We start from the raw sequence: 22,942 nt of genomic DNA on the forward strand, positions 1-22,942 counted from the left end.
CAATAATGATTAGCTAAACACTAAAAATATTATACAAAATAATATGATTATCATAGTTTATATAAAGCTGTTTACGGTAATCTTGCTTTTTGCGGGTAATGATTGAAAGTTTGCATTCTTTGCCGTCATTATCTTTACACATAAAAGAATACACAATATCAGTATCATTTTCTTCGCGTTCGATGTAATCCAGAATTTTAAAAAGCTGTATTTCCTGCGAGTATACTACAATTCTATGTTTATTGGTATCCAGAACTACTGATAAATTGACCAGATCAAGATTTGACCATTCGCCCCATTTTCCCCTTTCATTTTTTTCTAAAACACTAAATCCCGAAGTTTTAAATTGATAAGTCTGACCGTAAGCTTGTTGCAAACAAAGTCCTAAAAATAATAGTAATATATAGGTGCGGATAGAATTCATATTGTATTTGATGCAGATAATTAAAACTCAAATTTAGCCTTTTCCTGACGAGCAATTTCGAATTCGTTGATCATTTGTTGAATAATTTTTTCTACAGGCAATATTTCATGAATTAATCCTGCAATTTGTCCAATTTCGAGTTCACCTTCTTCAAGATCGCCTTCAAACATTCCTTTTTTTGCTCTTGCTCTGCCTAAAAGCTGTACTAAATCTTCTTTGGATGGGCATTTTTCATACAATTCCTGAATATCATTGTAGAACTTATTTTTAATCAAACGAACCGGAGCTAATTCTTTCAATGTCAATTGTGTATCACCTTCTTTTATCTTAACTATCGTTTCTTTGAAATTATTGTGTGATGAAGATTCTATCGATGCCGCAAAACGGCTTCCTACCTGAACACCATCTGCTCCTAAAATCATCGTAGCAAGCATTCCGCGTCCGGTTGCAATTCCGCCGGCAGCAATAATCGGGATCTGGATTTTTTCTTTCACCATCGGAATTAAAGTCAGCGTTGTGGTTTCATCACGACCATTGTGTCCGCCTGCTTCAAAACCTTCTGCAACAATGGCGTCAACTCCGGCTTCTTGTGCTTTTAAAGCAAAAACGCTACTACTCACCACGTGTATAACTGTAATTCCTTTTTCCTTTAAAAAAGAAGTCCAGGTTTTAGGATTTCCTGCCGAAGTAAAAACAATTTTCACCCCTTCTTCGACCACAATATTCATGATCTCTTCGATATTGGGATATAACATCGGAATGTTAACCCCAAACGGTTTATCAGTCGCTTTTTTACATTTTTGGATATGTTCCCTTAACACTTCCGGATACATTGATCCGGCGCCAATTAATCCTAAACCTCCAGCATTACTCACTGCCGAAGCTAATTTGTAACCACTATTCCAAATCATTCCGCCTTGAATAATTGGATATTTTATATTGAAAAGCTGTATAATTTTATTCATTAAAAAATGCTATTATTGTTTGATTATTTTTCCTGTTCTATGTAAGCCATCAGCATCAAAAGTATAAAAATAGAGTCCGCTTTTTAAGGCTTCTACAGAAAGAATAGGATTTTGATCGGTAATTTGTTTCTCAATTATTTTCTGCCCTAAAACAGAGTAAACTGAAACGGAAGCCATACTACTTTCAAACAAAAACGAAACTGTAGTTTGCGCCGGATTAGGAAATACAGAAAAAAAAGAAAGTGAAGTTTGGTAATTTTCTACACCTAATGTCGATCCGAAATTTGGAATTCCGTAACCATAATTATTATCCGGAGTGGTATATCGATCTGAAGATTGCAGCACCATTTCCCTAATTTGTTTATTTGTTTTTGATGGATAAGCCTGCCACAAACAAGCTATCATTCCTGCTAGGATCGGGCAAGAAAATGAGGTACCATTTGTAGTCGTAATATTTCCCGTAGTACCTGAAACAACAGCACCAGTTCCCTGCGCCATAACATCTGGTTTAATTCTTCCGTCATAACTTGGCCCTATAGAACTAAAAGTAGATTTTGTTTTTGAAGCTGTAACCGATCCAACAGTAATTACAGAAACCGCATCGGCCGGACCTCCAATATGAGGCTCTGAAGCATTTCCTTCATTTCCTGCCGAAGCCACTAGTACTATTCCTTTGCTAAAGGCAATTTCTGCACCACGCGAAATAAAATTCGTAGTCCCATTCATATCGCTATATGTATGGCTATAATTTGGGTTATCAAACTCAAAATACCCTAATGAAGTTGTAATAATATCTACTCCCAAACGATCGGCTTCTTCGGCCGCTTCGACCCAATATGATTCTTCTACCGGATTTTCTGTAGGATCATATTCTGTAATAAATAAGTAATAAGACGCATCGGGAGCAGTGCCTATTAATGCATTTTCCTGATAACCTCCCATAGTCGAAAGCACCATTGTGCCATGATCATCACCTGTGTAGAAATTAACACTTCTATTCACAAAATCATAACCACCTAAAATTTGATTATTATCAATAAGTTTTTTGAAAGGCTGGGCAGTATTTACACCCGGAAAACCAGCATCCAAAACAGCTATTATTTTTCCTGAACCTGTATAATTCTGCTGGTGCAGAATCTGACCATTGAGCATTTGAATCTGGTTTGCAGAAGATCCGTAGTTATAGTTAATCGTTGTTTTGAGCTTCTCTTTTGATTGAGCAACCTGGTTTTCTGAAACTTTTTTAGATGTCGTATTGAGGTTTTTATTCGCAAAGACTACTTTATCTACAAATGATAATGCTTCTAGCGATAAAATATTGGTTTGAGTTCCGCGAATATGCAGCGCATTCAACCATTTCGATTGTGCCATTACAGTAATTCCTGCATTTATTTTTACCTGATTTATATAGGATAATTCTAAAGGAACATCGGTAAGATTTAAAGGAATATTTTGATTGGTTCTTCGATCCAGCGCACGTTGCGTAAGCATCGTTAATGGATTATCTAAATACGTTTGCGCACTTGGCTTGTCCTTAAAATATATCCACGCATCTTCTTGCGAAAACATCACAGAAGAAACCACCAATAAAAGAAACGTAAAATAGTATTTCATAATTTACTTTTTTAAAAGGCAAAACCTTCGTAAAAAAGTATAAAGCTATGAAATTACTCCCGAACCAACTAATTCATTATCGAAATACCAAGCCGCAAACTGACCTTCAGTAATTGCTGATTGTGGCTCCTCAAATTGAACGTACATTCCGTCTTCGAATTGGTGTAAGGTTGCTTTTTGCAAAGGCTGACGGTAACGAATTCTTGCCATTACTTCCATAGTTTCACCAACTTGTAAAGCCAGATCAGTACGAATCCAGTGTACTTCAGATTTTTCGATAAACAACGCTTTTTTAAACAAACCTGGATGCTGACTTGTTAGACCGCTATAAATAGTATTGGTTACAACATCTGTAGCGATAATAAATAACGGATCAGTTGTTCCGCCTACATTCAAACCTTTTCGTTGTCCTACCGTAAAATAATGTGCGCCTTGGTGTTTACCAACAACTTTACCCATTGTTGGAAGATAATCACGCTTTTTAGCTTCTAATTTTAATTCTTCCTGCAATGATAATCCGGCAGGTTTTTCGATAGCATAAATAGGATCATTTTTATCGATCTGAACAATTTTACCCTCTTTTGGCTGCAATTTTTGTTGCAGAAATTCCGGCAAACGAACTTTCCCGATAAAACATAATCCTTGTGAATCTTTCTTTTCGGCAGTTACCAAGTCCATTTCAGCAGCGATTTCACGCACTTCAGGTTTTGTTAAAGCTCCAATTGGGAATAAAGATTTCGCCAACTGATCTTGCGACAATTGACATAAAAAATACGATTGATCTTTGTTGTTGTCTGCTCCGGCAATCAATTGATAAACTGGTTTACCGTCAACTTCAATTTCATTTTTTTGACAATAATGTCCTGTTGCTACATAATCTGCACCAAGACTTAAAGCAATTTTCATGAAAACATCAAATTTGATCTCGCGGTTACAAAGTACGTCAGGATTTGGAGTTCTTCCTTTTTCGTATTCGTTGAACATATAATCAACGATTTTTTCTTTGTACTCTTCGCTTAAATCGACAGTTTGAAACGGTATTCCGAGTTTTTCAGCTACTAATAAAGCATCATTACTATCTTCTAACCAAGGACATTCATTAGAAATAGTAACCGAATCATCATGCCAGTTTTTCATAAAAAGGCCAATAACTTCGTACCCTTGCTGTTGCAATAAATAAGCAGCAACACTCGAATCTACTCCACCGGAAAGTCCAACAACTACACGTTTCATTCTAAATCGTTTATATTTTTACAAGAGTGCAAAGATAAGTCCTATTTTTGATAATAGCGGTAGTTTTGATTAGTTTATATAATGACGTGGTAGATAAAACTTATTGCTTTTTTTAATTACTTTTAATGATCAATAAAAATTTTATGCAAAGATACCTCTGTAGCTTTATTTTCTTATTTATCATAACTTCTTTGAGCGCACAAAGATATAGCGCTACTTTGTCTAATTATGAAGCTTATAAAGCCTTTAGAGGCAAACCGTTATCAGATAAATTTTCGAATATCGAATCGGTAAAAATTGTCTATGATCTAAAAAAACAAAAAATGTACTACTTCGATAGTACCTTGATTCCGCTACATTATGATTTTGTCAGCAACTACTTAAGCTACAGTCAGGATGTCGAAATTTTCAATAATGAGAATTACAGTGACACAGATAAAAACAGAACCTTTTTATTAGGTAACCTAAACCATATTAAAGGAACCGACAAATGGATTTTCGAATTGGCCGCTTCAGATCATATGCCAATTGCTCTGATTGAACGATTTTATAATTTAATCGTGCAATCGACTTTTATAGGTCCTAATTTGAAATTCTATTTGAATAATCCTGAAAAAATGGAATGGTTTCAACAGAATAAATTTAAAATTCCGTGCGTGAAATCTGATTTTATTTTTAATGAAATAACCTATCAGGAAGTCGTTTCCGGAAATGATGTCGGAATCCTGAAACAATACAAACTGAAAGATCTCGAAAGTACAAAGCCAAATTCTGACGAAATTATAATTGTAGACGGAACGCCTGATATTTTGCCTAACGTAAGAGGGATAATTGTAAACGAACTTCAGACTCCGTTAAGCCATTTGGTACTTTTGGGCAAAAACAGAAAGATTCCGATTATGGCTTATACCAATGCTTTAAAAGACAATAACCTTAAAAGATTAATGGGTAAAAAAGTTGAACTAAAAATTGAAATTGACACCTTTTTCATCAAAGAAACCAATAAAAAAATAACCCAAAAAACTAATACAAAAAAGAAAAAGCTCACTATTGATACCACTATAACTACTATTGTCGACTTAAGTAAAATACCTAAAAACGGAATTAATTATATTGGTTCAAAAGCACAAAACCTAGCGTATTTAATTGCAATTTCTAAAGATATCCAATTCAAAACACCGGAAAATGCGCATGCAATTCCTTTTTATTTTTATATAAAACATGTTCAAAGCAAATCGATTTCGCCTTTGATTAATGAACTTTTAGCGAATACGCATAAAGATTCTGCTGTATGGGTAAAACAACAATTGAAAAAAATCAGGGATGCGATAAAAAAACAACCTATTAATCCTCAATTAATTGCAAAACTAAATGAGACTTTTAAAAATGCGTCCTTTAAAAACTTCAGATTTCGCTCTTCGACCAATGCCGAAGATTTAGATGATTTTAATGGAGCGGGTTTATACGATTCAAAAACCGGAATTGTAGGTGATAGTATAAAAACCTTCGAAAAAGCGATTAAACAAGTCTGGGCCAGTGTTTGGAATGATGCTTCTTATGGCGAAAGAGAACTTTTTGGTATTGATCAAAAAAATATTGCAATGGGAGTTTTAGTACATCGTTCTTTTCCCGATGAACTTGCTAATGGTGTGATAATTACGAAAAATATTTTCCGTAAAAACTTTCCGGGTATTACGGTAAACATTCAAAGAGGAGAAAACTCAGTTGTAAAACCAGAAAAAGGAGAAGTCTGCGAGCAATTTGTGGCGTATCATTTTAATATGGGAACTGATGATGACGATTTTGATGTCGATTATACTTCGAACTCTAATTTAAATAATAACGAGCCTCTATTGAGCCTTAAAGAAATGAGCCGGCTTTTTCTTGTAAGCCAAAAAATCGAAGCTAAGATGTATCGTTACTGGAAAAAAAACCGCTTTCATCCCGTTGATATTGAATTTAAAATTGTAGGCGAAAACAGGGATTTATACATCAAGCAGGCTAGACCTTTCAACGAATAATTAGAAGTAAACTAAAAGATCAATTTCATTAGAAACTGTATTGATCAGAACAATTTTAAAATCAAAATCTTCTACGTTTATTTTTTGCTGAATAGTTTTTCTAATATTTTGATTGTTTAAAGAAAAGTCGCCTTCTAAAGGAATCTTCAAATCAACCACATTCAAATATTTAGATATTTTTTTACTGACCAAAATAGAAGCAGCAATATAAAATCCGATAATAATTAATTGAAAAAACAATAATACTTCAATCTTTTCATACGGATACATGATATCTAAAATCGAAAGTGTAATCGTTGCGAAGAGAAAAATGATAGCATTTACAGTAAATGATTGTGTCCTAAATCTTAATATGGAGAAAATCGCAAATAATCCAAATCCAATCCCCACTCCTATTTCGATTTTGGTAAATAAATAACAAAGCGAAAACGTGCAAAGACCAACAATAACCATCAACGGATTTATGGTTTCGTTATCTTTTCTGTTAGAGAAAAAATACAAAACCAGAATTGAGAAAAACAATAATAAAAACCGTCCTACAAGCTCGTTTAGATCCATTTAATCAAAATATTGGTCAATCAAATTTAGAAAAAAGTTAGCCACGAATTGCACGAATTTTCACGAATTGATCTTGCCAGCTTTTTTTTAACCTAAAATATATTATCTATTAATTTTTCCAATTATAATCTTTAGACCAATTATAAAACTTATCTAATTCAGATTGTTTTTTTTTATGCCATTTCACAACATCTTCACTACCTGAATCAACATATGCGATATAAGCAAAGGCCTCAATGAATTTTTTATTTTTCATTTCTATAAAATAGGGCGCAAAATTTTCCCAGTAAAAACCAAAATTATCATTTTTTGTCTCTTGAAGTGAAGAACAAATAACCTCAAACTTTCTGATAAAATTTTCAACTTCAGTTTTTTTAGCATTTTTTTTATCAAAATCTAAACCTGAAGCCATTGACAGAATCAAATCTGCTTGTGAAAAATCATTTTCTTTCTTTGAACTGGTAGAATCAGATAGCACATTAGAATTAATATTTATTGTGATCGATTTTTTACCAGTTTGTTGAATTCCCTGTGCCAATATTTTTTTTATATTTTCAAGGTTCTTCGTAGATCGCGATGTTTGAGGTTCCACTATTAAAAATCTTGAAAAAGCCAGGATTGCAGGAATTCTATTATCTTTCATTTCCAGAATTCCAATAGCATTTAAAGAACCCGCATGTCTGGGATTAATAAGAAGAGATTTTTGAAAACAAAGAATTGCTTCATTATATCTATTACTATTAGTATAGCAGATTCCTTTATTAAACTGTAATTGATAATAATTTGGATATTTCTGAATTCCTTCCTGATAAATAGCTAGTGCCTCATCAGTCTTTTTAAGATGATCTAATGCATTAGCATAACTAACATATACATTCTTAAGATCCTCGTTCGAATGGGTCAAAATAGCATGTTTAGAAACCTCTATACATTCAACATACTTACCTGCCGAGTTTAGTGACATGGCTTTTTCAGATAATGCGAGCAAATTGTCTTTATCTACTTCTAAAGCTTTACTATATTTATCAATTGCCGCGCTGTAGTCCCCTTTATCATGAAGGACAACACCTTCATTTATTAGTTTTTCTGCATCAGACTGATTTTGTGCATAAGCACTTGAGATAAATAAAAATAATAGTAAAGTTTTAAGTTTCATAGATTTTAATATTTAGGCCATAAACTTAAGTATTTAAATTAAAAAATAAGTTTATAAATAAAAAAAACTAATTCATTTTAGGTTTAGAATCTACCTGATAACTACTTTTTGGATCGCTCATGTTGACTTCTTTGGTTAATTTACCTTTTAAGTAAAACTGCCACATGTTTGCTTTTTTTCCGTTTACAAATTTTCCTTTTGATGCTACAACTCCATCTGCGTCGTAAAAAACAGCTTCGCCGTTGTATTCATTATTTTTATAGGTCGTTTGTTCTAAAAGAGTTCCATTTTGTCCGTATTTTTTATAGATTCCTTCTTTCGAACCATTTACGTAGTTTGTTTCTTCGGCAATTTTCGAGTTCGGATAATACACGGTTCTTAAACCTTGTAATTTGCCTTTTTTATAGTTTTCAAGTGTCATAAGCACTTTTGAAGCTTTATGATAGTACTTCCACTCTCCTTCACGGGATTTACCAATTTCTTTTCCTTCGCTTACTTTATTTTTATTCTGATCATAAAAAATAGTATACGAACTTCCGTCATTAGCAGTAAAATCGCGTGTTGCTACAACATCACCTTTTTTAGTATCATCAAAAAACTTGAATACACCGGTTTCTTTTCCGTGATCGAAAGTTCCTTCATAACGCGGACGTTTAGAAACTTCGTAAGTACCTTTCCAAACACCATCTTTTTTTCCGTTAGCATCTGTTTTATTAAAATCCTGTGCAGATACCAGAACCGCGTTTAAAAAAAGTAGTCCGACTATTATTTTTTTATAAATCATTGTAATTCAATTTTAAGCTTTAACGAAATTCACTTTAATAAAGTATATTTCAAAAATAAAAAAATCCCGACGAATCGAGATTTTTTTTATAAATAACTTATTATTTTTTATTCTGTTTTTTTGCAGCTTCCTGTTGTTCCATCACTTCCTGAAGACGTTGCTGAAACTTGCTTTGCTTTTTAGGCTCTTTTAATTTATTCTCCTGAATCTGAGCGTGAATTTTATCTGTATCAACAATATAATTTTTGATTACAAACATAATTCCGATTGTGATTAAGTTGGAAATAAAGTTATACAAACTCAAACCTGCACCGTAACTATTGAAGAAAATTAACATCATCAATGGCGAAACATAAATCATGATTTTCATCATTTTTGCCATATCCGGCATACCTTCTTGTTGAGGCGCTGCCATTTGCTGATCTCCCGAAGTCATTTTCATATAGAAGAAAATTGCTATTGCTGCCAAAATTGGGAACAAACTGATGTGATCTCCATACAAAGGAATGTGGAATGGTAATTTTACAACAGCATCAAAAGAAGATAAATCGTCTGCCCAAAGGAAACTTTTTTGTCTTAACTCAAAAGCCGACGGGAAGAACTGGAATGACGCATACATAAACGGAAGCTGAATCAATGCCGGAATACATCCTGCCATTGGGTTTACCCCTGCTTTGTTGTACAATTTCATCGTTTCCTGCTGTTTCTTCATCGGGTCTTTTTTGAATTTTTCTCCCAACTCTGTAATCTCCGGACGTAAAACTTTCATTTTTGCCTGAGACAGGAATGATTTATACGTAATTGGCGACATCGCAATTTTGATGATAATCGTAAAGATGATAATCGCAATTCCGTAAGGTATAAATGAAGCTAAAAATCCAAACAAAGGAATAAAGATCCATTTGTTGATCCATCCGAAAATTCCCCAACCTAATGGAATAATTTTTTCGAAATTTTTATCGTATGATTTTAATACTTTATAATCAGCAGGTCCAAAATACCAACTCATTTTATAGTCAACTTCCCCATTAGTAAATGCTAAAGGAACATTTGCTTTAAATTGTTTCGTAAAAATAGTATCAATTTTTTCATCTTTTACTAAGTTCTCAGAAACCAAATGTGCTTTTTCAAAAGAAGTATTAGTTTGTAAAATTGTAGTGAAAAAATGTTGTTTAAAAGCAACATAATCTACTTTTTCAGGAGTTTCTTCTTTAAGAGCACCTTGACCTACATAACTTTCTTTTCCATCCTGATAGCTGTAATAAATTTCAGCATAACGATTCTCATAAGAGATACTTTTCTCATTTCTGAAAGTTCTTAAATCCCATTGTAAATCTAATGGTTTAGAAGAATTCAAAACTTTATTCAATCCTTGAGAACGAATATCAAAACCAACCAAATATTCATTCGATTTTAATACATACTTATATTCTAAAAATTCGTTAGCACCAGCTTTCAAACGCATAGTCAATATCTGATCTGTACCGTTTTTAGTAAGCGTTGGCTCAAAATACAGATCTTTAGAATTTAAAGTTCTGTTATCTGTCGTTTGTAACTGAATGTTTAAATTAGAATTATTGTCTTTGATTAATTCTACTAATTGTCCGGAATTTTTCTCAAATCTTTTAAATTCTTTCAAAGTAGCTTCAACTATATAACCACCTTTGTTAGCAATTTTTAGTTTTATCTTATCGTTTTCGATAATTGTAAAGCCTTCTTTAGCAGAAGGAAGTGTAGCTGAATAAGCAAAACCACCTAATGTTTTTTGCAATTGCGCTAATTGAACCGTGTCTCCGGGAGTTGTTGCAGCAACTGGCAAAACAGCTGTTTTAGTTTTATTACCTTTTGCTTGTGCCTCTTGTTTGGCAACTAATTCTTTCTTGGCTTTTTCGGCAGCAATTTCTTTATCAGAAGGTTGGTTTTGGTACATAATCCAAACCAAAATTCCAAATATCAATACAAAACCAATGATTGAATTAAGATCAAATTTTTTTTCTTCCATTATAATTTAAAAAAGGTTATTCGTTAAAGCTATTAGTAATGAGTTAAACTCAAAAGTTACAGCCTTTAGAATATTAATTATTATTTTTTATGCGTATTTACCGCAGCAGCCACAAAATTTACAAAAATTGGATGTGGGTTTGCAACTGTACTTTTATATTCAGGATGGTATTGTACACCAATAAAAAACGGGTGATTTTCAAGTTCTACAATTTCTACCAAACCTGTATCCGGATTCACTCCTGAAGCCTTTAATCCAGCTTTTTGCAATTCATCGGCATATTTATTATTGTACTCATAACGGTGACGGTGACGCTCTGAAATAGTCGTTTGTCCGTATATTTTGTGCGCTAAAGTGTTTGGTTTAATATCACATTTCCAAGCACCAAGACGCATTGTTCCACCTTTATCTGTAACTGTTTTTTGCTCTTCCATTAAATTAACCACCGGATGAGGAGTTTTCTCGTTCATCTCTGTAGAATTGGCATCAGCATAACCTAAGATATTTCTGGAATATTCGATAACTGACATTTGCATTCCTAAACAAATTCCGAAAAACGGAATATTGTTTTCACGTGCAAAACGAACTGCCTCGATTTTTCCTTCGATTCCTCTTTCTCCAAAACCAGGGGCTACTAAAACTCCGTCAAGAGGTCCTAATTTCTCTTCAACATTATCACTGTTAATATGCTCTGAATGTATAGAAATTACGTTTACTTTGGTTTCGTTTGAAGCTCCGGCATGAATAAACGCTTCTAAAATAGATTTGTAACAATCCTGCATTTCTACATATTTCCCAATCAAACCAATATTTACGGTATGTTTTGGATTTTTCAATCTGCGTAAAAAAGTATTCCAGTTTTTCAAATCCGGCGCTGCTTTTTTAGGTAAATCTAATTTCTTTAAAGCCACAACATCTAATCCTTCTTCAAGCATTAAATTTGGAACTTCATATATTGTTGAAGCATCAATAGACTGAATGACCGCTTCTCTTTTTACGTTGCAAAACAACGCTAATTTATTACGCAATTCATCAGAAAGCTCATGCTCAGTTCTACAAACCAAGATATCAGCTTTGATTCCGCTTTCCATCAATGTTTTTACAGAGTGTTGCGTAGGTTTTGTTTTTAACTCACCTGCAGCAGCCAAATAAGGAACTAAAGTTAAATGAATAACAATTCCGTTATTTTCTCCTAATTCCCAAACCAACTGACGAACAGACTCTATATAAGGTAGAGATTCAATATCACCTACAGTTCCACCAATTTCAGTAATTACAATATCATAATCGCCGGATTTACCCAACAATTGCATTCTGTCTTTGATTTCGTTTGTAATATGAGGAACAACCTGAACCGTTTTTCCTAAAAATTCTCCTCTTCTTTCTTTTTCAATTACCGAAAGATAAACTCTTCCTGTAGTAACGTTATTCGCCTGAGAAGTAGGAACATTCAGGAAACGCTCGTAGTGTCCTAAATCTAAATCTGTTTCTGCACCATCATCTGTTACATAACATTCTCCGTGTTCGTACGGATTCAACGTACCCGGATCCACATTGATATACGGATCAAATTTTTGAATAGTTGTACGATACCCTCTGCCTTGTAACAATTTTGCTAAAGATGCCGCGATAATTCCTTTTCCTAGTGAAGAAGTCACACCGCCTGTAACAAAAATATATTTTGTTTGATTCATTCTGTTGTTGTTTGTATGTAGTTGTGTAAAAAACTTGGCAAAAGTACAAATTTAATTAGATATTTTGCCAATTAGAGAATGAGATAATTTGCAAAATTTTAATTAGAACGATTAGATGATTTCGTAATCGATAATTTTAACTTTGAATTGGATGTTTTTTTGAATATTACCCTGTTAATTTTAAGTTTTCAGATGATGACAAGATTATAAAATGAAAAGATAAACATCATAATACTCAAGAAAATATCACCAATCAGTATTCTTTTACAATTAGACAAACGTATTATCTTATTGATAACAAAACGCATAACTAACTGAATCAGAAAAAATGAAAAGATTTTTATACTATAAGGATTGTAAAGGATTGCCTCATTAAAGTTCAATCTTAATATTTGAGCAAAGGCTCTTGTTAAACCGCGGCTTTTACAATAAGCCAACGGCATTCCTTCGCAGGTGGAATGGAAACCAAAGTTTAGAAATGGCATTGTAAAGCAATAAAAAAAGATAAACATGATTATTACAATAAAAATCATGTTTATCTTTTTATAAGAATCAATTTCGTAAGAAGATTTTATTTCCACAAAAGAGATTTGTTATTTTGTTTCTTCTACTTTTATAGTATCAGTTGCTATTTCTACATCATTTAGTGAATCTTGTATTTTTACAGACTCTATAGTTGCAGAATCGATGGCATTAGTAATTTCATCTTTATGAGACATTACAGCAGATCCTATAGAACCTACTACAACTAATACCCATATAATAACAAAAACTGTTGCTGCGCACCCTAAAATCAAACCTGCTAATGGCATTGTAGTTGAAGCTTGTTCCCTTTTTGCCTGAGACAGACCAATTGCTCCAAAAATTATTGCAAGTACTCCAAAAATTACGGCAACAAAACCAAAGCAAGGAATAAATGCTGCAATAAGACCTACGATTCCTAAAACTAAGGCTGCAATACCCATGCCCTGACCTGCATTTGACGGTTGTTTATAATCTTCCATATAGTGTTTTATGTTAATTATTACAAAAATAGAAAAACACTTATGCGAACAACGAACAATACTTCAAAGTTATTAACAAATAAATTAAAAAGGAATTTCTTGTTATTTTTAATAATCAAAGTCTTTTTACTAATCCCAAAATGACAAAGCTCCAATAATAAGACCATAAACTAATACGAGAATTACTGAGAACACCAATGCAACGATTCCCAAAATCAAACTTATTTTAGCTAATAAAGTTGGACAATTTGCATTTTTTGCCCTAAACAAACCAATTGCCGCAAAAATTACAGTTAGAAGTGAAGTAACTAGCGCCACCACATTTATACAAGGAATGAAAGCTACTATAATAGAAATTATTCCTAAAACTAAAGCCGCAATACTAAAATTTTCACCTGAGTTTGAGGTTTTAAAACTGTTTTCCATTTAGTTCTTCATGTTAATTTTTACAAAAATAGAAAAACACTCAGGGGGAGTAATAGAGAATACTTGAAAATTACTAACAAAAAAATCAAAAAGGATTTCCAGTTATTTAAAAGATTGGAACATTAGGCATAAAAACTTGCTGAATACTTGCAATTGAAGTAATTTTTGACATAAAAAAAATATTATAATTTTAAAACATCGGCTTGTACACATTTAAAAATTCAGTCTTGAATTCTGTGGTGCCAATTTGTTTTTAAAAATTATAATATTTTTTATTTAGTAAATATTATAATTTCAAAATATTGACTTGTACACATTTGTAAATTCAGTCTTGAATTCTGTGGTATCAATTAGTTTTTAAAAATTGTAATATTTTTATATATCAAACTTAAATAAAAAAATCGAAATACCAAAAGGTTTTTCTTACTATTTTATTTTAAAGGCTTAGGATACTGCTTTTTAATGTTTCGAATCAATTCCTCCAGCCCATTCAATTTCAATTCGTAAACAAGTGCCAGCTGTTGCCCTAACTCACCATTAGGAAACCCTTTATTATGATACCAAACAACATAATATTCCGGTAAATCGATTAAAAATCGTCCTTCGTATTTCCCGAAAGGCATTTTGGTGTGGGCTAATTTTATGAGAAGTTTTTTGTCTGGTTCCATTTTTTTAAAGAAAAAAAGAAGCAAGAGGAAAGAATATAGACTCATTCTTTCTTCTTGCTTCTATTGAATGCAAAGCTATTATTATTTTTATTCTTTTGCCACAGATTAAAACAAAGTTTTCAGTCACAGTTTTCAGTTTACAACTTACTGTTTACTGGCACTGAAAACTGAGACTTAGTAATGCCATCTCACAAAAGCTTCCATAGCCGCGTACGTTGCCAGACCTAATTCCTGGTACAAAGCGGCAGTTTCGGCATTTCTGTCTTCGGCTCTTTGCCAGAATTCCCGGGCATCAGTTCCCTGAAAAACAACACCATCTTTTTGCGATTGGTGTTTGAAGATTCCGTGACGTTTTGCCAAAACCTGATCAGGACTCATTGGTACCGCCATTTCAACTTCGTCGATTCCCCATTCCTGCCAAGCTCCACGGTACAACCATAACCAGCAATCATTCATAAACGATTTTGGTTTTAAAGCTTTTACCGCTTCAAAAATAGCATCAAGACAAACTTTGTGCGTTCCGTGTGGATCTGCTAAATCTCCAGCCGCGTATATTTGGTGTGGTTTGATTTTTTCGATTAAATCCATCGTTAGTTGAATGTCTTCCTGTCCGATTGGTTTTTTCTCGATTGTTCCGGTTTCGTAGAAAGGCAATTCCATAAAATGAATCTGATCATCTGTTAAACCAACAAAATGACTTGTTGCTCTCGCCTCACCTTTTCTTATTAATCCTTTGATATAACGAACTTCAGGAATATCAATTTCACTGTTCTTTTTATTCTCTAAAAAGGTTTGTGCTTTTTGGTAAATATTGTCTGCCTCAGCACTTTTGATTCCGAATTTTTCATTGTAATCAATTACGAATCTTGCAAAACGCAATGCTTCATCATCTGCTACAGCTATATTTCCTGAGGTTTGGTATGCCACGTGCACTTCATGTCCTTGCTCTTGCAAACGCATAAAAGTTCCTCCCATACTAATGATATCATCATCAGGATGCGGGCTAAAAATTAATACACGTTTTCTGGCCGGTTCTGCTCTTTCAGGACGGTTAGAATCGTCTGCATTTGGCTTTCCGCCTGGCCAACCCGTGATTGTATTTTGTAATTTATTGAAAATCTTAATATTGATATCATACGCCGGACCTGAATCAGCTAATAAATCGCTCATTCCGTGCTCGATATAATCAGCATCAGTCAACATTAAAATTGGTTTTTTAAGCTGAAGCGCTAATCCTAAAACCGCTTTACGAGTCAGTTTATCTGTCCATTCTACTTTTTCTACCAACCAGGGTTTGTTGATTCTTGTTAGTTTTGAAGAAGCTTCTTTATCTAAAATAAAAACAGCATTGTTGTGCTCTTGCAAAAATGAAGCTGGTACTCGATTCGTAACTTCATCTTCTACAGATCTTTTTACCACATTTGCTTTTCCTTCTCCCCAAGCCAATAAGATCACTCTTTTAGCTTCCATGATTTTTTTCACTCCAAGTGTGATGGCAGTTCTTGGTGTATTACTCAACCCGAAGAAATCTTTACTTGCAGCAACTCTTGTGATATGATCTAAAGCAACCAAACGTGTTTTAGAGTTCTGTAGCGAACCCGATTCATTAAAACCTATATGTCCGTTACCACCAATTCCCAAAATCTGAAGATCAATTCCGCCTAAAGCTTCAATTTTAGCTTCGTATTCGTGGCAATAATCTGCGATTTGTTCTTTTGTTAAAAGTCCGTCGGGTACATGAGCATTTTCAGGTAAAATATCAACGTGATCAAACAGCAATTCTTTCATAAAACGAACATAACTATTGATTGAGTTTGGTTCCATCGGATAATATTCATCCAGGTTAAAACTAATTACGTTTTTAAAACTCAAACCTTCTTCTTTATACAAGCGAACCAATTCAGCATACAATCCTTTTGGAGAAGAACCAGTTGCAAGCCCTAAAATGCAAGGTTTACCTTCTTTTTGTTTGGATTGAATTAAAGCTGCAATTTCCTGCGCTACTGCTTTTGATGCTTCGCCAGAATTTTCGAAAACCACCGTATTGATGTTTTCAAATCGTTTCTCGAATCCTGTCGCTTTGTCTATTTTACTTTTTAACATGATATAGTTTTTTTTAATTCCTCTCGTTACATTTTCCAACTACGATATTTATGACCTTTTATAGCGTAAAAAAGAATCATCAAATAAGATGGTAATAATATTAAATAGGCAATCTGATTGCCGCTTTTTGAAATTTCAGCAGTTCCGCTTGCAATATTCGATGCGTTTATATTTTCTGTGATCAATCCGTAAAACAAAGGAAAAACTGCTCCTCCTATAATACCCATGATCAAAATTGCACTTCCAATTTTAGTGTATCCTCCTAAATCTTCCAACGCCATTGGCCAGATTGCGGGCCAGCACAATGCATTTGCCAAACCCAATAATGCTACTAAAAGTATCACAACCGGTAAGTTTGGAATTCCAGGCAACTGAAACATTATTTTTGGCGAAATAAAAACAATTGCCAAAACCAAAATTACACCTAAAACTCCGGATGCCTTTAAAGCGGTTACCTGCGAAAGATATTTAGGTATTAATGTGATTCCTAATATATACCCCACCACCATTGCTGACATTGTGAAAGAAGTTAATTTTAAATAAAAATTTCCTTCTGTTCCATATACTCCTAATTCTTTTCCGAAAGCTCCTATAGAATCTCCGGCTAAAACTTCGGCAGACAAATACAACATTAAAGTGATTACTCCTAAAACCAATTGAGGGCGTTTGAACGCATTTCTCATTTGTTTAAAAATACTCAAATGTGTCACATTTCCTTCTTCATCCAAATCAATTTCAGGAAGCGGCGATAGCTTTACCAAAAGCGCCAAAACCATTATAATTAATCCCATATAAAGGTAAGGTCTTTGCAATTGCAATGCAAGAGAATTTAAAGCATTTGATTTTGAAACCGAATCCAGCAATGCTATTTTATCTGCTGTAAACTCCTGCATATTAGACAAAACCAAAGCTGTTAATATCAATGGGGCCACAAATCCGGCTAGTTTATTTGCAATTCCCAACACACTAATTCTGGCTGCGGCACTTTCCCTCGGGCCAATTACGACCACATACGGATTTGATGCTGTCTGCAAAATTGCCAAACCAGTTCCCATTACAAATAATGCAATTAAAAACAGTAAAAAAGTTCGGCTTTCGGCAGCGGGATAAAACATAAATGCGCCCGCAGCAATGATCAATAATCCTAACGAAATACCATTTTTATACCCTACTTTTTCGATGACCCATGATGACGGAATTGCCATTACAAAATAAGCTATGTAAAAAGCAAAAGTTACAAAATAAGCCTGAGAAGAGGTTAACTCGCACGCTAATTGAAAAAATGGAATTAATGGACCATTGAGCCAGGTTACAAAACCGAGAATAAAAAATAATGCGGTTAAAATGACCATCGGAATAATGGTACTCCGTTTTTCTATTTGTAATGCGCTTTCAATGTTTGACATAATTTTTTGGTTGATTATTAATAGATTAGTTATTCTTTCTATCTAAAATAGCATCAACACTTTTGCAAATATATTGCAATTAAAATACAATTTAATGCATTTTTTTTGCAAATTTAAAACAAAAGTACTCTAATAAGTTGTACTTATTCGTAAATTAGATATCAATTTTTTGTTAATTTTTTCTAGGCTTGCCAGTCTAGAACCGGATAATACTGCTTTAAATATGCTTTGACATCGGCAATATCTTCTTTTGCGGTTAAGTCCGGAACATGCTCAGAAAAAGGAATTCCCAAAGTGGTATTTGGATGTTCTTTTACTGAATTTAAAAGTACGGTTGGCAGTTCTTTTTCGTCTCTTTCCGTATGAACAGGACAATTTTTAAGATGGATGTATAATGTACTTCCGTTGAATTTAAAAGCGTTCATACTCACTCTGATTCTGCCTTCAACATCTTTATAATCAGCTAAAACATCGGCAGACGGTTTCTCGAGAATGTCTAATAATTGATTGTTTTGATCTAATTTTGCAATGGCAAAACGCGAAATCCTTTCAGACGGAAATTCTAATGCATCACGATCATAAGCGATAAAAGCATTAGGACTAGTCGTTTCTCTAAGTGCCAATAAGGCTTTCGCCGAATATAAATTGTCGCTATTGCACACGGAGTATTGCTGCGAGTTTAATTCCGGAAATTGCTCTACGGCCTGAAACAAAGCATCGGCCGTGCCAAAAGGTTTTAGCCTTCCTTCGGGAATATATTGTACGGCAAAGGAAATGTTGAGTCCGTGAAAATCATTATTAAGATTTTGGCTTCCGTAAAATTCCTTAAACAACTCGCCTTGTTCACCTATAATGATATAGATATTTTTGTATCCTGCTTTTTTGGCATTCAATAAAAGGTAATCCAGTAAAGGTCTCCCGCTTGCGCCAACGCCAATTAAACCTTTGCTTCTTTCGTTTGCCTGAGCGATTTCTTCTGCTGATAAATTATCAAGAACGGCTTCTTTTTTCATTCGGGATGATGCTCCACCAGCCAGAATAACTAAATTGTTGTGCATATTTATTTTTTAAATTTCAATATTTTCTATAATTCTCACGCCCGGATCTACAGCAACTGCATAAGCTTCTTCTGCCCCAGCTTTTAAAATAGCTTCGATTACGGCAGCTTCCTTTTCAGGATCGGCAATCACCACAATACTTCCGCCACCGCCAGAGCCTACAATTTTGGCCCCATATGCTCCTGCACGCAAAGCTGCATTGATCATATCATCGATTCTTGGCACCGTAATTTTCAATAAATCGCGCAAAACCTCGTGATGCTGATTCATTAATGCTCCAATTTTTTTGAGGTCTAAAACAGGCTTTTCGAATTCTTTTAGGGCTTCTTTGGTATAATGGTAATTTTTCAGTGCAGCTTCGAAAAACGGAATCAATCGATCCGGTAAACAATTTCGGTAACGATCTATATCTTCAATTTCAGAAGTATTCAAATCAAAATCAGGGAAGTTTTGTTTTACAATACCAATAGACATTAAGGCATTTCCTTTTATTTCGCCAATTAATCCAATCGTTTCTTTGGGAACACCCGAAACTCCTGTGATTAAACCTTTAAGATCTGATCTGATTACTTTAAACGAGAAAGGTTCTTTTGTATTAATGTACACCACATTCCCTACCCCAATGCTAAAATGATCCATCATTCCGCCTGGCTCACCGTGTTCTAAAACCTCAGATTCATATCCAACTTTGGCTATAAACTCAGGAGTAACTTGGTGATCAACTCCAAAGGCATCAATCAAAAACCGAATCCAGGCCATCAATAAGGCTGATGAACTTGATGTTCCCGAATTAATTGGAATATCTCCTGTAATTGTAATAGTGTAACCTACATTGGGCACACAACCGTATCGTCGCAAAACCCGCAACGAAGACGCAAAATAATCACGAGGTTCTAATGTGTCGAAAGTAGCATCGATATTAATGACCCTGATTTCGCCAATATCGATCATGTTCAGCACAAAGGTATTGGCCGCATTTTGCTTGGCAGTTAGTTTTATATTTCGATCGATTGCACAGGCTATAACCGGCAATCCTAAATAATCCTGATGATCTCCAAAGAGGCACGTTCGGCCGGGAGCTAATGAAGTAATTTTTTTCACTTATAAATTTTATAATAAAACATTGTAATACAAATAATTACAACATTAATAGGTTAAGATTTTACTCTGTTTTTTTGGTTTTGATTCTACGAAACTATAGATTATATTTTTATAAACCAAGAAAAAAATTAAAAATGTGCTCGAACACACTAAACTAATGTTCTCGAGCACACTAAATAATTCCAACAATATTTTTTCAAATAATTAAACCAAAGTTTCTATATTTGCTTATATGGACAAAAAGTACACTATTAAGGATATAGCAAAAATGGCCGGAGTTTCGAAAGGAACTGTAGACCGCGTTTTGCATAACAGAGGAAAAGTTTCTCCAACGGCGCTGGATAAAATCAATGAAGTTTTGAACGTCATTAATTATGAGCCTAACTTAATTGCCCGTAATTTAAAAAACACCAAAGTTTACCGTATTTGTGTTTTGCTTCCGGATCCGGAAATAGATCCGTATTGGTTGCCGTGTGTAAACGGAATTCAGGAAGCCAAAACAGAGTTTAAAGCCTATGGTGTTATTATAGAAACGCATTACTTTAATCCTGAAAGCAAAAAATCTTTTTTGAACGCACATGAAACGATTCTTAAACAATCGCCTGATGCTGTTTTAATTGCACCTTTATTTCATAAGGAAACGCTCGAAATTGTAAAACAATACGACGAACTCGAAATAATAGTGAATACTTTTAATAACCAGATTGAAGGTGAATCCATCAAAAGTTTTGTGGGTCAGGATTTGTATAAAAGTGGTCGCGTGGCAGCCAGTTTAATGAATTTAATTTTAAGCGATGGTCAGATTGCGATTATACATATTGATGAAAGCGTAAAAAATGCAGTTCACATGCAGGAAAAAGAAAAGGGTTTTAGAAATTATTTCGACGAGAAGAAAATTGCCGATTTTTCTTTAACTACCTTAAAATTAAAACATCCAAACGTTGAAAGTAAATTTTCGGCCTTTTTAGAGGAAAATCCAAACCTGAAAGGAATTTTTATCACCACTTCGAAAGCGTATCAGATCGCTTCTATTTTAGCTCCTTTAAAAAATAAAAAAATTGCCATTATTGGTTACGATTTAGTAGAGAAGAATGTCAACTTCCTAAATCAGGGATTGGTTCATTTTTTAATTCATCAAAATCAAAAAAGACAGGCTTATTTAGGCGTTAGTACCTTAGTAGAGCATTTTTTATTCCGCAAAGATATTCCGGAAACGATTTTACTGCCTATTGATATTATTAATGTGGAGAATGCTTCGTTTTACGTATCGTAATGATAGCCCACGGGTTTAAACTGATTTACACATATTTTTTTTTTTAGAATTTCAAATACCAAAGACTTACTGCTGTGTGCCTCTACCATAAATTAAAACCTTTGCAGTTTGCGAGATTAATTTTTGTCATAAAAAAAAGCGAAAATCAATTAAAATCGTTAAAGGATGTGAGCAAAAAATAAAATTGCCTCGCAGATCTGGCAGATTGAGCAGATTTTTTTCATTAAATTTTGTACAAAAACCAGCGAAACCCCGTTTAATCCGTCAAATCTGTAGGCAATACCTTTGAACCTTTGTTACTTTGAACCTTTACACCTTTTTAACTCATTAATACAAACTTCCCAAACGAAGAAGCGATATGAAAATTAGGAGTTTCGGTATTTGGGTTTACCCATGAAATCCAGGTGGGTTCGTATTGCAGATTTTCAACCAGAGAGAATTTTGCCCTGAAAACTCCGGCTTCGATTGTATTGTTCTGAATTAAGTTTAAATCTTTTAGGGATTGAATACTAATCCTGCCTTCAACCCTAAATGAGATTTCATCCTTTGACGTTTTTACTTCTATATTATTTTTAGGCCATTTCCACTTAAAATCAAAATCCTTTTCAGGAAGTGCCTTAAAATCCATTATTCGACCTGATATATCTATTTCAAGGCAGTAATAAGGATTTAGGGATTCATTGGTCCTGAAAAACAATTCTACCCTGTCTGAATTTCCTATACTCAGGAAACTATTGTCTTTTTGATCAATGTTAATATCAGTATCAAAAACCCTAAAATTAAAATAGAAATTTTCGAGATCATGAAGTGCCCTAAATTCAATTTTAGAAAATGAATCGCTTTTCCAGGGAGAACAAAAATCAGTTAAACAATTTGCTTTTTCCCAGAAAGAAGAAGTCAAAATAGCGTCATCATTTTTTTGTTTTTTATCGATTAAAACTACCTGATATTCTTTTAAAATTTCGTGCATATTTTTTGGAAAAATTTAATTTAATAAAAATAAAATTCTGAAGCATTTTAATCATTTCAAAGGATACAAAATCACCTTAAAAAATCTTCTTATCAAAATGCTAATATAAGTCAAACTTTTATTTAAAACCTAATCGCTGTTTTTTATTGCTTTTTTATTTAAAAAGTAAAAAATAAGAAAAAACGGATCAATTTAAAATCTTTAAAAGTTTGATTTATTATTAAACAAATTAATTGATGATTGCGATATTCTTATAAATACAAACAAGTAGTTTTTATTCCTTAAAAATAAAATACCATAGTTGCGAATACGCCTAAAATAAAGCGATGTGCTTTTTGTGCTTTTTTTTAGAATAATCGCATCAATTTATATTAAAAAAAACGTATCGCACAATTTTATGTGCTCGAGAACACTTTTTTTGTGTGTTCGAGCACATTTTTTGTGTTTTTTCTTGGTTAATAAAAATATAATCTATAGTTTCG

The 22,942-nt window shown here is 33.5% G+C and carries 19 protein-coding genes; 2 read left to right on the forward strand and 17 right to left on the reverse strand.

The features are described 5' to 3' along the window. Nucleotides 1-13: 13 nt before the first annotated feature. Genes GIY83_RS12960 through mnmA form a run of 4 tightly spaced genes read right to left on the reverse strand, consistent with a single transcriptional unit; the run spans nt 14 to nt 4,236 of the window. Nucleotides 14-424: a hypothetical protein gene (locus GIY83_RS12960; RefSeq protein ID WP_194615381.1), complete on the reverse strand. Its 411-nt coding sequence runs from the start codon at nt 422-424 to the stop codon at nt 14-16. A gap of 20 nt (nt 425-444) precedes the next feature. Then, nucleotides 445-1,389 (reverse strand): nitronate monooxygenase family protein, encoded by a 945-nt coding sequence (locus tag GIY83_RS12965; RefSeq protein ID WP_194615380.1) that lies wholly within the window; start codon nt 1,387-1,389, stop codon nt 445-447. Nucleotides 1,390-1,401: 12 nt separating this feature from the next. Further along, nucleotides 1,402-3,003 (reverse strand): S8 family serine peptidase, encoded by a 1,602-nt coding sequence (locus GIY83_RS12970; RefSeq protein ID WP_208681666.1) that lies wholly within the window; start codon nt 3,001-3,003, stop codon nt 1,402-1,404. Nucleotides 3,004-3,048: 45 nt separating this feature from the next. Continuing rightward, nucleotides 3,049-4,236: a tRNA 2-thiouridine(34) synthase MnmA gene (mnmA, locus tag GIY83_RS12975; RefSeq protein WP_208681668.1), complete on the reverse strand. Its 1,188-nt coding sequence runs from the start codon at nt 4,234-4,236 to the stop codon at nt 3,049-3,051. 143 nt (nt 4,237-4,379) lie between these two features. On the opposite strand from mnmA, the gene GIY83_RS12980 reads away from it, so the two are divergent. Beyond that, the gene (locus GIY83_RS12980; RefSeq protein ID WP_208681669.1) at nt 4,380-6,257 is read left to right on the forward strand and encodes a PEP/pyruvate-binding domain-containing protein; all 1,878 of its coding nucleotides are present in this window, start codon (nt 4,380-4,382) and stop codon (nt 6,255-6,257) included. On the opposite strand, the gene GIY83_RS12985 is transcribed toward GIY83_RS12980, so the two are convergent. The 12 genes from GIY83_RS12985 to GIY83_RS13045 form a co-directional block, all read right to left on the reverse strand. Further along, on the reverse strand, nt 6,258-6,815 hold the full coding sequence (locus tag GIY83_RS12985; protein WP_208681671.1) for a DUF4956 domain-containing protein: 558 nt from the start codon (nt 6,813-6,815) through the stop codon (nt 6,258-6,260). A 109-nt stretch (nt 6,816-6,924) separates the two neighbouring features. Continuing rightward, the gene (locus tag GIY83_RS12990) at nt 6,925-7,971 is read right to left on the reverse strand and encodes a tetratricopeptide repeat protein (RefSeq protein WP_208681673.1); all 1,047 of its coding nucleotides are present in this window, start codon (nt 7,969-7,971) and stop codon (nt 6,925-6,927) included. 67 nt (nt 7,972-8,038) lie between these two features. Next, complete coding sequence (locus GIY83_RS12995) at nt 8,039-8,755, reverse strand: toxin-antitoxin system YwqK family antitoxin (protein ID WP_208681674.1); 717 nt, start codon at nt 8,753-8,755, stop codon at nt 8,039-8,041. Between the two features lie 100 nt (nt 8,756-8,855). Then, nucleotides 8,856-10,757: a membrane protein insertase YidC gene (yidC, locus tag GIY83_RS13000; RefSeq protein WP_208681676.1), complete on the reverse strand. Its 1,902-nt coding sequence runs from the start codon at nt 10,755-10,757 to the stop codon at nt 8,856-8,858. A gap of 80 nt (nt 10,758-10,837) precedes the next feature. After that, a complete protein-coding gene (locus tag GIY83_RS13005) occupies nt 10,838-12,451 on the reverse strand; it encodes a CTP synthase (RefSeq protein ID WP_208681678.1) in 1,614 nt (537 codons plus the stop codon). Between the two features lie 593 nt (nt 12,452-13,044). Beyond that, nucleotides 13,045-13,455: a DUF4190 domain-containing protein gene (locus tag GIY83_RS13015; RefSeq protein WP_208681682.1), complete on the reverse strand. Its 411-nt coding sequence runs from the start codon at nt 13,453-13,455 to the stop codon at nt 13,045-13,047. A gap of 129 nt (nt 13,456-13,584) precedes the next feature. After that, nucleotides 13,585-13,881 carry a hypothetical protein gene (locus GIY83_RS13020; RefSeq protein ID WP_208681684.1) on the reverse strand — a complete coding sequence of 99 codons (297 nt, stop codon included), beginning with the start codon at nt 13,879-13,881 and terminating at the stop codon, nt 13,585-13,587. A gap of 431 nt (nt 13,882-14,312) precedes the next feature. Continuing rightward, nucleotides 14,313-14,549, reverse strand: a complete 237-nt coding sequence (locus GIY83_RS13025; RefSeq protein WP_039117105.1) for a DUF3820 family protein — start codon at nt 14,547-14,549, stop codon at nt 14,313-14,315. 174 nt (nt 14,550-14,723) lie between these two features. Further along, complete coding sequence (gene nagB / locus GIY83_RS13030; RefSeq protein WP_208681686.1) at nt 14,724-16,652, reverse strand: glucosamine-6-phosphate deaminase; 1,929 nt, start codon at nt 16,650-16,652, stop codon at nt 14,724-14,726. Between the two features lie 26 nt (nt 16,653-16,678). Further along, a complete protein-coding gene (locus GIY83_RS13035) occupies nt 16,679-18,058 on the reverse strand; it encodes a sugar MFS transporter (RefSeq protein ID WP_194615367.1) in 1,380 nt (459 codons plus the stop codon). Between the two features lie 182 nt (nt 18,059-18,240). Next, complete coding sequence (locus tag GIY83_RS13040; protein WP_208681688.1) at nt 18,241-19,116, reverse strand: sugar phosphate nucleotidyltransferase; 876 nt, start codon at nt 19,114-19,116, stop codon at nt 18,241-18,243. A 9-nt stretch (nt 19,117-19,125) separates the two neighbouring features. Then, nucleotides 19,126-20,217: a mevalonate kinase gene (locus GIY83_RS13045; RefSeq protein ID WP_208681690.1), complete on the reverse strand. Its 1,092-nt coding sequence runs from the start codon at nt 20,215-20,217 to the stop codon at nt 19,126-19,128. A 232-nt stretch (nt 20,218-20,449) separates the two neighbouring features. Here GIY83_RS13045 and GIY83_RS13050 point away from each other — a divergent pair, with 232 nt between their 5' ends. Further along, entirely contained in the window at nt 20,450-21,490 is a 1,041-nt protein-coding gene (locus GIY83_RS13050; RefSeq protein ID WP_194615364.1) for a LacI family DNA-binding transcriptional regulator, read from the forward strand. Nucleotides 21,491-21,809: 319 nt separating this feature from the next. Here GIY83_RS13050 and GIY83_RS13055 read toward each other — a convergent pair whose 3' ends face one another. Continuing rightward, nucleotides 21,810-22,460, reverse strand: coding sequence for a sugar-binding protein (locus GIY83_RS13055; protein ID WP_194615363.1), 651 nt, complete (start codon nt 22,458-22,460; stop codon nt 21,810-21,812). Between the last annotated feature and the right edge of the window lie 482 nt (nt 22,461-22,942).

Source organism: Flavobacterium sp. SLB02 (assembly GCF_009664855.1).
Classification (GTDB): Bacteria; Bacteroidota; Bacteroidia; order Flavobacteriales; family Flavobacteriaceae; genus Flavobacterium.